Annotated in this window: 9 protein-coding genes; 6 read left to right on the plus strand and 3 right to left on the minus strand. The window is 37.3% G+C overall.

Going from position 1 to position 14,330, the window contains the following annotated elements; genetic code table 11:
- Positions 1 to 88 precede the first annotated feature (88 nt).
- The 5 genes from EMTOL_RS04465 to EMTOL_RS04485 all read left to right on the plus strand — a co-directional run bounded on the left by EMTOL_RS04465 (position 89) and on the right by EMTOL_RS04485 (position 6,934).
- Complete coding sequence (locus tag EMTOL_RS04465; RefSeq protein WP_015028078.1) at positions 89 to 1,744, plus strand: carboxylesterase/lipase family protein; 1,656 nt, start codon at positions 89 to 91, stop codon at positions 1,742 to 1,744.
- Between the two features lie 272 nt (positions 1,745 to 2,016).
- Positions 2,017 to 2,889, plus strand: a complete 873-nt coding sequence (locus tag EMTOL_RS04470) for an alpha/beta hydrolase (protein ID WP_015028079.1) — start codon at positions 2,017 to 2,019, stop codon at positions 2,887 to 2,889.
- Positions 2,890 to 2,955: 66 nt separating this feature from the next.
- The gene (locus EMTOL_RS04475; RefSeq protein WP_015028080.1) at positions 2,956 to 3,486 is read left to right on the plus strand and encodes a gluconate 2-dehydrogenase subunit 3 family protein; all 531 of its coding nucleotides are present in this window, start codon (positions 2,956 to 2,958) and stop codon (positions 3,484 to 3,486) included.
- Between the two features lie 95 nt (positions 3,487 to 3,581).
- Positions 3,582 to 5,297 carry a GMC oxidoreductase gene (locus EMTOL_RS04480; RefSeq protein WP_015028081.1) on the plus strand — a complete coding sequence of 572 codons (1,716 nt, stop codon included), beginning with the start codon at positions 3,582 to 3,584 and terminating at the stop codon, positions 5,295 to 5,297.
- A 125-nt stretch (positions 5,298 to 5,422) separates the two neighbouring features.
- A complete protein-coding gene (locus EMTOL_RS04485; protein ID WP_015028082.1) occupies positions 5,423 to 6,934 on the plus strand; it encodes an FG-GAP repeat domain-containing protein in 1,512 nt (503 codons plus the stop codon).
- Positions 6,935 to 6,976: 42 nt separating this feature from the next.
- On the opposite strand, the gene EMTOL_RS04490 is transcribed toward EMTOL_RS04485, so the two are convergent.
- From EMTOL_RS04490 to EMTOL_RS04500, 3 genes are all read right to left on the minus strand, one after another.
- Complete coding sequence (locus tag EMTOL_RS04490) at positions 6,977 to 7,963, minus strand: sugar phosphate isomerase/epimerase family protein (RefSeq protein ID WP_015028083.1); 987 nt, start codon at positions 7,961 to 7,963, stop codon at positions 6,977 to 6,979.
- Between the two features lie 282 nt (positions 7,964 to 8,245).
- On the minus strand, positions 8,246 to 9,121 hold the full coding sequence (locus EMTOL_RS04495) for a PIG-L family deacetylase (RefSeq protein ID WP_015028084.1): 876 nt from the start codon (positions 9,119 to 9,121) through the stop codon (positions 8,246 to 8,248).
- 83 nt (positions 9,122 to 9,204) lie between these two features.
- The gene (locus EMTOL_RS04500) at positions 9,205 to 12,606 is read right to left on the minus strand and encodes a DUF7133 domain-containing protein (protein WP_015028085.1); all 3,402 of its coding nucleotides are present in this window, start codon (positions 12,604 to 12,606) and stop codon (positions 9,205 to 9,207) included.
- A gap of 402 nt (positions 12,607 to 13,008) precedes the next feature.
- On the opposite strand from EMTOL_RS04500, the gene EMTOL_RS04505 reads away from it, so the two are divergent.
- Complete coding sequence (locus tag EMTOL_RS04505) at positions 13,009 to 14,253, plus strand: ROK family transcriptional regulator (RefSeq protein WP_015028087.1); 1,245 nt, start codon at positions 13,009 to 13,011, stop codon at positions 14,251 to 14,253.
- The last annotated feature ends 77 nt before the right edge of the window (positions 14,254 to 14,330 follow it).

Genomic DNA, 14,330 nt, shown 5'->3' on the forward strand with positions numbered 1-14,330 from the left:
CCTCGAAAAGAAAAATCTATCTTTGAAGGGGCAGAGGAATGTAAAAACGAGCAAATCTCCATCTATTCACTCTATAATAATTACTAAAATGAAATCAAATCGACGTAATTTTATTCAAAAATTAGGACTTAGCACCGCTAGTTTGGGGCTTGGTTCTACTTTTTCTGCTGAAGCCAAAGGTTTTCAACCGAAAGGAAATGAAGATGAACAATTACTTTTTATCGGAGATAATATTGCTGTGGCCAACACACAATATGGTAAAGTGAGAGGATATATTTTACGTGGTATTCACACATTTTTGGGTATTCCCTATGGGGCAGACACTTCAGGTGACAACCGTTTTATGCCACCACAAAAACCCAAACCTTGGACAGAGATAAAACCAGCAGTTTGGTGGGGAAATTCGGCTCCACAAATTATGGAAAAACGCTATGCCGACCAATACGCATCGTTTGTAGACCACTGGAATTATGATGATGTGAGTGAAGACTGCCTTAGAATTAATGTCTGGACTCCTGCTCTTGATTCAAAGAAACGACCTGTAATTGTTTGGCTACATGGTGGTGGTTTTGTCAATGGAAATGGTATTGAGCAAGATGGTTATCATGGTGAAAATCTAAGTCGATTTGGTGATGTAGTTTTCTGTTCGCTCAACCATCGTTTAGGTGCATTAGGTTTCACGAACTTAGCAAAAGTTGGCGGTGATAAATTAGCAGCCTCGGGCAATGTTGGTATGCTTGATATTGTAGCTGCTCTCGAATGGGTACGCGATAATATTGCTAATTTCGGAGGAAATCCCAATAATGTAACTATCATCGGGCAATCAGGTGGCGGGGCTAAAGTTTGTACACTTACAGCAATGCCTTCGGCTAAAGGTTTATTTCATAAAGCGGTAGCTCTGAGTGGTTCTTCATTGAGTGGATTATCAAAAGAATATTCCGAAAAATTGGGCGAAATGGTGCTAAAAGAAGCAGGCTTAGGCACAAATGAAATAAGTAAATTGCAACAAATTCCGTGGAGAGAATATATTGATATTGCCAACCGAGCAACAGCCAAAATGGCCGACGAAGCTAAACGTATGAATTTAGTTCGTGGCGGTTTTGCTCCAGTTGCAGATGGTCGTTTCTTAGATGAAGGTGCTTTTTACTCAAGTAATTCACATTTCTCGGCCGATGTACCGATGATTATCTGTACGACTTTTAATGAGCAATCTCCAAGCCGAGTTGACTCATCGCTCGAAAATATTGGTATAAACGAGGTCAAAGAAAAATTAAAATCTCGTTTTGGCGAAAAAACTGGTGAAATTGTAGATGGTTATGCTAAAGCTTTCCCTGATAAAAAACCAGTTGAAATTTGGTCGATGGTTATGAGTAATCGTAAAAATGCCATTGCAACGGCAGATGCGAAATCTAAGCAAAAAGCTCCCGTTTATTTGGCTTGGTTTGGCTATCAACCACCTTTATTCGATGGCCGTATGCGAGCGTTTCACTGCGATGATATTTGTTTTTGGTTCTATAATACCGACCTTATGCTTACCCATACAGGAGGTGGTGCCAGACCAAGAAGGCTTTCAGAAAAAATGGCCAAATCTTTTGTAAATTTTGCCCGAACAGGAAATCCAAACGGTGGAGGTTTACCAAATTGGCCAAAATATTCTTCTGCAAATGGCGAAACAATGATTCTCAATGATGAATGTATCGTGAAAAATGACCCTGACCGTGAAGCAAGAAAAACTTTGAGTTAAGATAAATTAGAGTCAAGAGTCATTAAATTATTCATTACCGTCAGCTTTAGCAGACGGACAAGTAAAGTAAAATTCTTATCGGCTTTAGCCAAAATTCAACAAAAGTTTTGGATAAAGCCGATATAGTTTAGGTTAACTTTTTTCCGTCAAATAAAGCAGATGGCAATGAATTAAAAAATCAAACATAATTATTAAAAAAACTGTATTAAGCATAAAATCCTGACGATAAATCTACTATATTTGACTTTTATTCAACCTCATACTACGACACAATGAAACGTTTACTTTGGCTATTTTTGCTAATAGGCTCTTTTGCTGCTTATGCTCAGCAAGGAACTATCAAAGAAAGCTTAAAAATCAAAAGTGCTACACTCGGCAAAGATGTAGAATACAGCATTTATCTACCCGCAGATTACGACAAAACCAATCGCCAATATCCTGTACTTTACCTACTTCATGGCTATACAGATGACGAAACCGGCTGGACACAATTTGGGCAAGCTCCTGAAATAGCCGACCGAACTATCAATAGTGGTCAAGCTCCTCCGATGATTATCGTCATGCCCGATGCTGGCGTTTCTTGGTATATGAATAGTTTCGATGGAAAAACTAAATTTGAAGATTTTTTCATAAAAGAATTCATCCCTTATATTGAATCAAATTACAGAATCCGTGCGAAAAAAGAATTTAGAGCTGTAGCTGGTCTTTCGATGGGAGGTTTAGGAACTTTACTCTTCTCTACTAAACACCCAGATATGTTTGTGGCGGCTGCTCCGCTAAGTGCTGCAGTTTGGACAGACGAGGAAATTATAGCAACTGATAATACACGTTGGGAAAATATTTTCAGCGATTTATATGGTAAAAACCTCAAAGGGAAAGAGCGTCTCAATGAACATTATTACAAAAATGCACCTATAAAAATCGTTGAAACGGCGAATGCAGAAGATTTGAAAAAAGTAAAATTCTATATCGACTGTGGCGATGATGACTTCTTAATTAAAGGCAATATGGCTTTACACGCCATGATGATTGACAAAAAAATTCCACACGAATTTAGAGTACGCGATGGTGGCCACACTTGGTCTTACTGGCGAACGGCTTTACCCGAAGTCATGAAATTTGTGGGAGAAAATTTTCATAGATAAATCTAATCGTAAATGATTGATTAAATATTCGGATACATCATTTAACTCATACAAAACTTATAATATATGAATCGCAGAGAAGCCATACAGAGAGTAACTTACCTATTGGGAGGAGTTCTATCAGCACCATTAATGGCTGGTGCAATGGGCGAAGTGCTAAACACTGGTGAAAGTGTGGCAGTAACAGCCGACCAAACAGCTTTATTAGCCGAAGTGGCTGATATTATCATTCCAACAACTGGAACCCCGGGAGCAAAAGCAGCAGGAGTAGAGAAATTTATTGTGAGAGTGATGCGTGATTGTTATGAGAAAGCCGAGCAAGAGAAATTCTACGCAGGTTTAGCGAAGCTTGATACCGATAGCCAAGCAAAATTTGGTAAAGGTTTCATGGCTCTTAATGTAGCACAGAAAAACGAAATGGTTAAACAAAGTACTGTTGATAATAAAGCGTTTTTCTTAACAATGAAAGGGTTGACAGTAACGGGCTATTTTACATCGGAAATAGGAGCTACACAAGCATTAGAATATCTACCAATTCCGGGTAAATTCGAAGCGTGTATTCCATTAAAACCAGGTCAAAAAGCTTGGGCTTTATAATTTCATCTAAAGAACTCAGCAGAAATTTGAGTTCACCCTATCAACGTGGTGAAAACCATTCAGTAAATAACCAACTCTCAAATTAGTATTAAACAATGGCAAACTTAAATATAGATTTAATTAAAGACCAAACTTACGATGCCATCGTAATCGGCTCAGGAATTTCTGGTGGATGGGCAGCTAAAGAACTGACAGAAAAAGGCTTAAGAGTATTGATGCTCGAAAAAGGTCGCCAACTAGAGCACGTAACTGGCTACGAAAATGCCATGAAAGCACCATGGGAAAGCCAATATAATGGACGCCTCACGGTTGCCCAGAAAGAAAGCCACCCAAAACTTTCTCGTGATTATCCATACAATGAAATGACCGAGAAATATTGGATGAACGACTCTGATGCACTTTACAAAGAAGATAAACGCTTCGACTGGTTCAGACCAAATATTGTTGGTGGAAAATCAATCATGTGGGGTCGTCAATCTTATCGTTTGAGCGATATAGATTTTGAGGCAAACTTAAAAGATGGCATTGCCGTTGACTGGCCTATTCGCTATAAAGATATAGCTCCGTGGTATTCTTATGTGGAGAAATTTGTTGGTATTTCAGGTGAAAAACTAGGTTTACCTCAATTGCCAGATAGTGAATTTCTTCCGCCAATGGAAATGTATTGTGTTGAGAAAGAAGTTCGTAAGCGTTTGGAAGCTAATTTCCCAGGCCGTACCATGACTATTGGCCGTGTAGCCAATCTTTCAGAAGCACGTAAAGAACAACTCGGAGTTGGTCGTGCGGCTTGCCAGTATCGTAATAAATGTTCTTTGGGCTGCCCGTTTGGAGCATATTTTAGTACACAATCGTGTACTTTACCTCCAGCTGCTAAAACAGGTCGCTTAACACTTCGCCCTGACTCAGTAGCTAAAGAAATTTTATTTGATGAGAAAACTCAAAAAGCAACGGGTGTTCGTATCATTGACACACAAACACTTGATGTGCGTGAGTTTTATGCAAAAATTATCTTTGTTTGTGGTAGTACATTAGGTTCAACAACTTTAATGTTGAATTCAAAATCAAATCGCTTCCCTAATGGCTTTGGTAATGATTCTGGTCAACTTGGTCATAACCTTATGGACCACCACTTCCGTACGGGTGCTTCGGGTGAATGGGAAGGAGATTTAGATAAATATTATTACGGACGTCGTGCTAATGGTATTTATGTACCTCGCTACCGTAATATCGGTAACGACAAGCGTGATTATATCCGTGGTTTTGGTTATCAAGGTGGCGGTAGCCGTCAGGGCTGGCAACGCAATGTAGCTGAACTAAGCTTCGGTGCTGATTTCAAAGAAGAATTAACTAAACCGGGTGTTTGGACAATGGGCTTTGGTGGTTTTGGAGAAACACTTCCTTACTACGAAAACCGCGTTTATCTACACCCAACCGAAAAAGATAAATGGGGACTTCCACTACCTGTTTTCGATGCAGAGTTGAAAGAAAACGAGAAGAAAATGCGTATTGATATGCAAAATGATGCCATTGAAATGCTCGAAAAATCAGGTGTGAAAAATGTAAAAGGTTATGACCGTGGCTCATATTTGGGTATGGCCATTCACGAAATGGGAACTGCTCGCATGGGCCGTGACCCTAAAACTTCAGTATTGAATGGCAACAACCAAGTGTGGGGAGCGAAAAACGTATTCGTAACTGATGGCTCAGCAATGACCTCAGCTTCATGCGTAAACCCATCGCTTACTTATATGGCTCTTACAGCTCGTGCTGCTAATTTCGCAGTTAGTGAATTGAAGAAAAAGAATTTGTAATTGATAATTCGATGGTTTCTAAGGAAGTCTTCGCTTCGAGCGAAGACTTCCTTTTATTTTGGACATCATTAAATTAAACTTAAATTTGAATCAATTTAAAGGTTTTAATTCAATAATCACAGCTCATGAAGTTTTTTAAGATACTTAGCTATTTTTCATTTATTGGTTTATTATTCACACTAAGCTGCAATAAACAATCAGAAGGAGAAAAACTGGCTCAAACGTATTGTGCTTCGTGTCATCTTTTTCCAGAACCTAAGTTACTCGACAAAACCACCTGGAAAAACGGTGTTTTGCCCGTTATGGCTCAGCAGTTGGGCCTACAAATTATAAATGGCGAAGTTTATCCTAATATTCAACAAGGGGCTGATGGTAAGTTTGAAAGTCTCGCTAGTATCACTCCAGAAGAGTGGGAAAAGATTGTTGTATACTATGAAACCAACGCCCCTGAAAAACTTCCAACCCAAAATCGTGAACTAATTTCAGCTATTAATCAGCAGTTTTTGGTCAAACCAATGACTATCCCACAAAGTAGTTTCCCTTCGCTTACCTACATTAAGATAGATACTGCTAATCAACAGATTATTGCCGCCAGCGAAGCAACTTTAAGTGTATTTGATAAAACTACTAAACAGGTAGCAGCTAATAAAGTAAATGAAACTATTGTAGATATCGACTTTGGAAATAGCTTAGCACAAAAGGGAAATAGAACGGGAACTTTCACAAATATTGGAATTTTGAATCCTAACGACCTCACCAAAGGTGAAATTCATAGTTTTCTTTTAAATGAAAAAAAGGTGTTTCAATCTAATGTCAAAATTATTGAAAATTTACCTCGACCTGTTCAAAGCAATGCCGTTGATTTTGATAAAGATGGCTTAATTGACCAATTGATTTGTGGGTATGGAAATAAAAATGGAGCTTTAAGTTGGTATAAAAACTTAGGAAACAATCAATATAAAGAACAAATAATCAGGCCATTTCCGGGAGCAATCAAAGCTTATATTGATGATGTAAACAAAGATGGTTTGCCTGATATTTGGGTACTTTTTGCCCAAGCACAAGAAGGTATATTTTTATTTTCCAATAAAGGAAAGGGCTTGTTTGAAACTAAAGAAATTTTACGATTCTCACCTATTTTTGGTTCTTCATTCTTCGAGTTAGTTGACCTAAATAAGGATGGTTTTAAGGATATTATTTATACCAGTGGTGATAATGCCGACTATTCGAAAAACCAACTCAAAAACTATCATGGAGTTTATGGATTTCTGAACGATGGCAATAATAATTTCAAACAAACATTCTTTTACCCTATCAATGGAAGCTTCAAGGCAATGGCTCGTGATTTTGATAAAGATGGAGATTTAGATATTGCTACTATTGCCTATTTCCCTGACTTCAAAAATCAACCTAAAGAAGGTTTTGTCTATCTGGAAAATAAGGGGAATTTTAATTTTAAAGCGTCATCAATTAAGGAAGTAAACGCAGGAAACTGGCTTGTAATGGATGCCGCCGACATTGATGCCGACGGCGATGATGATATTGTGCTTGGAAATTTTGACCGAAATAAGCGTGGGGCAATTAATAATTCTAAAAAAGACACCTCAGTTTTACTTTTGGTCAATAAGTTAAGGTAAATTTTTCTTGCTACAAGATATAACAGAAAAACAGCCCTATTCTCAAACTAAGATTTCTTTCGCATAAGCAACACATTTAGCTACTTCTTTCACAGCATTTGAGCCTTCTGGAACATCATATTCCAACTCAACCGTTGCTGGGAATTTGTATTTCTTGGTTTTCATTAAGTTCAAAATTTCTTTGAGAGGAGTATCTCCTTTACCCCACTCCAAATTACCTTTACCATCTGCCGTACGGTCTTTGATGTGCATACTCGTAATGCGGTCGTGTTTAGCTTGGATTAAAGCCAACAACGATTCCTTCGTATTCTTCCCTCCTACTGCAATGTAGTGACCACAATCGAGATTCATCGAATTGTATGGTGATTGGCTCAATGCTTCGTCCCAGAGCGTATCAGTAGCCTGTAAGTGTGCATGATAACCAACATATACTTTGTGTTTTGAACCAAAATCACCCAAACGCTTCGTTTGTGCCGAATCTGTTGGTAATTCTAAAGTAACAGAAGTTGCTCCCAATGCTTTGGCAGCTTTCATACCATATTCAATCTCGGCATCAGTATTATTAGCACCAAAAGCGTTAGGCTTAAAAGCATAAATCGTTACACCTGCGTCATTAAACTTCTTACGAATTTCTTTAAATTTATCCATCGAAGTCGATGCCCTCCAAGCAGCCACTTGCTTGCCATATTCAGCCAATTGTGCTTTTTGCTCATCTGTCAACTGTGGACGCTGTCCTCCACGTGCTGGTGGCGAAAATTTTACAGGACTTTTCGGTTTTCCAGCAAAATCTTCAGCGGGGTCGCCCATCATTTCAATGGCACTTACATTCGCATCAATGCAAAATTGTAATAATTGGTCAATATCATGAGGCATACTTCTAAATGAATACGTAATCGCACCAATTTGAACACCCCCGAATTTTGAATTGGGTTTATCAAGCCAATTTATTTTGTTTTTGCTAAGTAGAAGTCCGAGTGTGGCCATCGGAGCAACACTTATAAAATCTCTACGAGAAAGTTGATTTTTCATTGTTTATTAAGATTTGAATAGATAGAGTTTGGATAAATTAATTTATAAAATAATACTGTAAAATTCTTTATTGGGAATAGACTCATCATTAAATTAATTCAATGAATAAAAGAACAAAGGAATGTCTTCAATTCATTAGACTGAATCAGTTTAGTATATTATTTTTATTTACGCTAAAATCGTAATTTTAAGCAATATCAGAAAAGATAATTGAAAATAAATTTCTTGATAAATCGCTGATTTTCAAAAGCTTACTTAATATCAATAAAAATTAATTTCTAGTTATTTAGTTGGGAATCCACTATTTCTTAAGACATCAAAAAACATCCTAGTTTCTTCTACTTTACTACTTCCATTAATATCAAAATACCAGAAAGTCTCCAGCTCACCTTTGTGCATAGAGCTATTCATATCGCCACTTTGAGTTTTATGACAAGCTTTTACCCAGTCGGCAACAATCATATAGCTATGTTTATTATTTTCACCAAAACCATACGAGCGGTCGAAATAGAAAACAGGGGCAGTAGATAATATTTGGGTTTCGGGATAAGCCTCTAATTGTGTAAATGAATAGGTATAATTTTTATTAAGTGAACGACCACCTAAAATTACAGGCTTTTTATCTTTCATTCGCTGCACTGCTCTTAATGCCAAAATTGAAGCTGTTTTATGATGAGCGTGCTGCTCTTCACTTGGAATCAGGCAAATCACATAATCATACTGTCCTTCCTTCAGAATTTTGTCTAACTTTCTATCACAGAAATCAATATCCCAGCGTTGTCCAGCCAAAAAGGGTAGCGGGTCGAGCTGATAATAATCATCTACTTGGTCGAAAAAATAAAAATTTCTAATCCCCATTATTTCTCCCGAACATAAGAGTTCTTTTTTTCGAAGTAAAGGAAGATACGTACGTCCAACCGTAGAATCAGTTAAGTTTTTTCCGTAGTATGATGAAGCAACCAATCCATTATAACCTCCCGAACCATCAGTAATTAAAGCCAAATCAGCAGTACCTTTCATTTCGTGAGTAATTTTAAAGATAGTCGCTGGAAACATCGTTTCATCATCTGGATGAGCAGTAACAATTAAGACCCTCGGGCCTTGCGAAATGCCCATATAACTAACCAATAGTAGGATAAATACAAGTATCTTTTTCATAGAATAGAGTAGTGAGTAAGCATTAAGGAAGGCCTAAAATAAAAACGTTCAGTAAACTAAATTACTGAACGTTTTTTGATTTTTTACTTTAAATTCGATAAAAATTCTACTACATCTCGAATCTCTCTTTTTGAAAGCAATGAGCCCATTGGAGGCATACTCGATGGCATATTTTCTCGTTTAGCAATGCGTGAAAGTGGAATTTCCAAAGGTTCGGCATCAGAAGTGGTAATAACTAACTCATGCTCAGTTTCTTTGGCTAAAATACCCGTTACTTCTTGACCATCTTTTAGTTTCAAGGAAACAGTTCCGTAACCAGGTGAGAGGCGAGCACTTGGCTCAACAAGAGCTTGTAGAAGCTGCTCACGTGTGAGTTTACTACCAATTTTGGCTAAATTTGGTCCAACAGAACCACCTTCTCCACCCAAATTATGACAACGCACACATTGGGCAGTAGAGTTATAGTTGAAAATATTTCGACCTTCATTACGGTTTCCACCAAATAATGATTCCATATATTCATCCATTGGCGAAGCCCCCGGTTTTATTGCGGCCACCTTCGCTTTTAAATCTTCTGAACCTGTAGCATCAACGGCTTCTTTCAATTCTAAAGAAACACTTGGCGAAAGTTTTTTATCGCTTAATTGTCCAATCAAATCAGATAAAATATCTTTTGTTTTATCAAGAGCTAATTTACCTAATACAATTAACATCTGCTGTTGTTCTTTTATACCGCCTTTTGTGAAAATTGTATTGACAATTGCGGGTAAGCTTTCTTTCGAAACATTATTATTATTTAATAAACTCAAAGCTACTGTTCGCACACTTTCGTTTTTATCATCCATTCCTTGCTTAATTGCTACTTCTATTTGCGAATAGTTAAGTTTATTCAACGCTGGTAAAATAGCTGCTTTTACTTTGGCATTATCAGAACTTGTATAAATACTAGCTAACTCACTATTGAAATCTGGGATATTCAATTCAGTTAATAAACCAGCCATTGCGATGATAGTTTCTGGATTTGTCTCTTTCAAGAAATTACCAATATATGGCTGAATTTTAGCTTTTACCAAAGCTCCATCACGCTCTAATTTTCCACGATATCTACCATCTACTCTATCCAAAACCGATGGGTTATTCCAAGTACCTAAAGTAGCTAAAGCTTCGGCTTTGATATTATCTTTAATATCAGTTCTTGTAGAAAAATTAATCAATAAATCAACTTCTTTGGCAGTTCCTACACGTAAAGCAGCATTGATAGCTCTGCGAAGTAAAGGCTCAGAAGTAAAACGTGTTTCGGCTAAAGTTGCCGCCAATGCAGGTAATGCCGCTGGAATAGAAAGGTCATCGTTGATACCACGAGCCGCTTCCGTAACAATATACTCGTCTTTATCATTCAAGAAGATAGCAATATTATCATTTTTCAATCTTCTCAATACCAAAACCGCCGCCGTACGAAGTGCTTTGCTTGGATTATTCGCCAAAGCTACGATTGGTTCAACTTTTCCGATACGAGAAAGAGCCAAAACACCCGCATGGCGAATGTAAACATCTTCGTCATTATTGGTTTCGAGCATCTGAATCAAGGCAGGAACAGCATCTTGGTAAGCCATGCGACCAATAGCTTCAGCAGCATAGAACTTGATTCTTGGGTTGCTACTTTTCAATAAAGCAACTAATTCGCTGCCAGCCGATGAAAGACGAATATCTCCAATAATTTTAGTCGCTTGGGCAATGATTTCTTCATCTTTATCCTTCAACAAGCCCATTAATGGCGATGCAAATGTTTTGTTCTGACGAGCCAATTGTCCCACACCCCAAATACCGTGAATACGAGCCAATTGGTTTTCACGTTGTTCAATAGCTTTTGTTAATTGAGCAAAACCCTTTTGTCCTCGATTTACTAATTCAAATTGAGCTTTTTGGCGAACACGCATATCGGCATTTGAAAGTAAACTATAAAGCATTGCTTCCGTTTGAACTCCATAATTCAACTGAATTAAGCGTTTGGTTTCTTTTCTGATAGCCTCAAAATCATTTTTATCTTTTGTTACATCTAGTTTCCAAACTCTTCCATAATTTTTAGTATCCCAACCATTAATCCAGTCGGCTGCATATAAAGCTCCATCTGGGCCAAACTGAATACCCGTTGGCAAGATTCCTCTCACCACATCTTTTTCGCCATCAAGTACAAACGATGCACCTTTTGGCTTTAAGCCAAATGACCAAATATGTGAACCTGTAGGTGTACCCACAAATTCAACCAAGAAAAACTTATTTTTCCAATCAGAACCTAAAGCAGTTCCGGGGTTATAGACCATACCCGTTGGGCCATTGTGGTAGTTCATGATTGGTGGAATGATGTAAGCAGCCTGACCGTCCCAACGAGGTTTGAATAGTTTTTCATCCATCCAAACATTAAATTTATTATTCTTTGGGTCGGTGTATTTTCCGTATTGCCAGTTCGAACGCCAACCAGCATCCGAGCCTTCTACTACGTGCACTAAACGTTCACTTTCGCCCGGGTGGTCGCCATCATTATCGGAAGAAATAAGATTGCCATACTCATCAAAAACAAATTCGTGTGTATTTCTTAAACCAGAAGCAAAAATCTCGAAATCACTACCATCGGGGTTCGAACGAGCGATAATTCCAGAGTTAGGGTGCTCAAACTTCTTACCATCGGCAGTAGTGATATTAGCTCCAATATCACCAATATTCCAATAAATACGGCCATCTGGGCCTTCGGTTACACCCGACATCCCGTGTCCGCTAAAGCCAATATGTACGCCATAACCGTGGCTGATAGATGTTTTCTTATCAAAAATACCATCACCATCAGTATCTTTTACTCGCCAAAGGTCTGGGGCAATACCAATAAACATTTCCTTACCTTTTACTAAAAGCCCTCCCGCTACGTCGGTAATTTCTTCAAAAAAATCATTTAAGACTCTCATTGACACATCAGCAATACCATCATTATTGGTATCTTCCAATCGCCACACCTCATCTTTTTCTATGGCTAAATCTTTCCAATCATGGCTACCATCTTCATTGAGGTCTTTCAACCATTCATTTTCTTTACTACGCTCAGGAGCAAAAATTTTGTGCAAAAATGCACGGCGGTCTTCAACGGTTTGTAAACCAATTGATTCGGTCATCCAATCACGGTGACCACGAATATCAAATTCAGAGTTCTTTTGTCGGTTAGTTCGAATGAGATAAACACGCCCTTGGTCATCAATTGACATAGCAACGGGGTCTGGAGCGAGTGAGTCTGAAGCCCAAAGACTCATCTGAATACCATCCGCAAGCTTAACGGCTATTTTTTCACGAATTTCTTTGGCTTTCGTAACTGCCTTTGCGGGGTCTTCTTTTATAACCAGAGGTTTTTCTTTTTTTCCATACTTGGCACATGAAATAATCAGCACTGTGGAGGCCGATGCCCAGACCAATTTACTTTTTAAAAGTTTTCGAAGAGTCATAGTTTTTTAGTTGAATACGTAAAATGGACAGCACATTCATCGAATGAACTGGAAAAATAAACAATTCTACTTAAAATGGCATCCTTGTCTCAGTTCTTTTTTAATTAACTTAGTTGGTTTTCATGTATATTATATACAATTATAAACAAATGCGTTTCGAGCAAACGATTGCACAAAACGATATTAATTTATTTAAAAACCAATTAAATATTAATTTTTTTTAATTTATAAGATACTGTTTTTTGTTTTTCTTAAAAAATATTCTTTACTTTAATGAATCAATTAAATTCTAACTGAGAAAATGAAAATAATTGAGATAATATATGTAAAAGGTTTACAATAATTTGATAAATTGCTCTATTATTTATCAGATTAACTAAACCTATTATTACCTAAACTGATATGTCTTTAACTAAACCTGATTCTATTACCGAAATGGAAATAGAATCACACGGCCGAGAGTCTGTCGTTGACATCAAAAAAAACAAGCAGAAAAAGGGTATTTTGCTTGACTTATACTTCAACAACAAAAACACAATTGCTGAGCTTTCACACTCACTTCATATTAGTATTCCCTCAATTACAGCCTTGATTGATGAATTGGTTGAAGAACAATGGATTAGCGAAACAGGCTTTGCTATTTCAAAACAAGGAAGGAGACCAGCCATTTATGGCATAAATCCAGAAAAAAACTTCATTCTCACACTTGATATAAATACCCACGATACTCGAATAGCGGTTTTAAATCTTAAAAATGAAATTATTTTTTCTCAAACTTTCGATTTAAAACTAAAAAATAATCCATCATTCTTAGAAACACTCTTTCATTTGGTTGATGATGTGATGGAGGTGAAAATCGCTAAAGGTCGAAACATTATCGGTCTGGGAGTCTCGATACCTGGCTTGGTTAATAAAAAAACAGGTATTAACTATACCTATAAGAGCCTCAACAACGATAATACTCCACTCGGAAAACTCATCGAAAATCATTTCAATTTACCTACCTTCGTTATCAACGACTCTAAAGCAACTGCATTCGGTGAATATCATTTTGGATTAGCAAAGGGTAAATCACACGTACTTTCAGTAAATGTTGACTGGGGAATTGGCTTAGGAATTGTACTTAATGGAGAAATATTCGATGGAGCTTCTGGCTTTGCCGGTGAACTTGGACACATTCAAGTAAACCCCGATGGAGTACTTTGTAGCTGTGGTAAAGTAGGTTGTTTAGACACTATCACTTCAGCCTCTTCATTACTTAAAAGTATTAAGGAGGGGCTTCGTAGTGGGCAGGTTTCGAAGTTGGGCGAATATAAAGATTCTCTTGAAAATATTAATCTTGAAATGGTCATTGATGCAGCTCAACAAGGCGATGGCTTTGCGATTGATATTATTCATAATATTGGTCTGGAGCTAGGAAAAGGCCTTTCAATAGCGGTTCATTTATTCAACCCTCAAATCATTATTATTGATGGAGTTCTTTCAAGGGCTCAAAAACTCATTGTAAATCCAATCGAGCATGCCATAAATAAGTATTGTTTAACTGATTTTAAAGAAGATTTAAGTATAGAAATTTCTCAATTAAGTGAAAATGCTAAAATTTATGGTCTCCAAGCTTATGTGGTAGAATCTATTTTAAAAAGCTAATCACCTATATTATTCAGATTAGTTACTGGTTATTGGGAGATTGGCTAATAATAAGAGAAATTTTCCAATAACCAATA

Source organism: Emticicia oligotrophica DSM 17448, assembly GCF_000263195.1.
Taxonomy (GTDB): Bacteria; Bacteroidota; Bacteroidia; order Cytophagales; family Spirosomataceae; genus Emticicia; species Emticicia oligotrophica.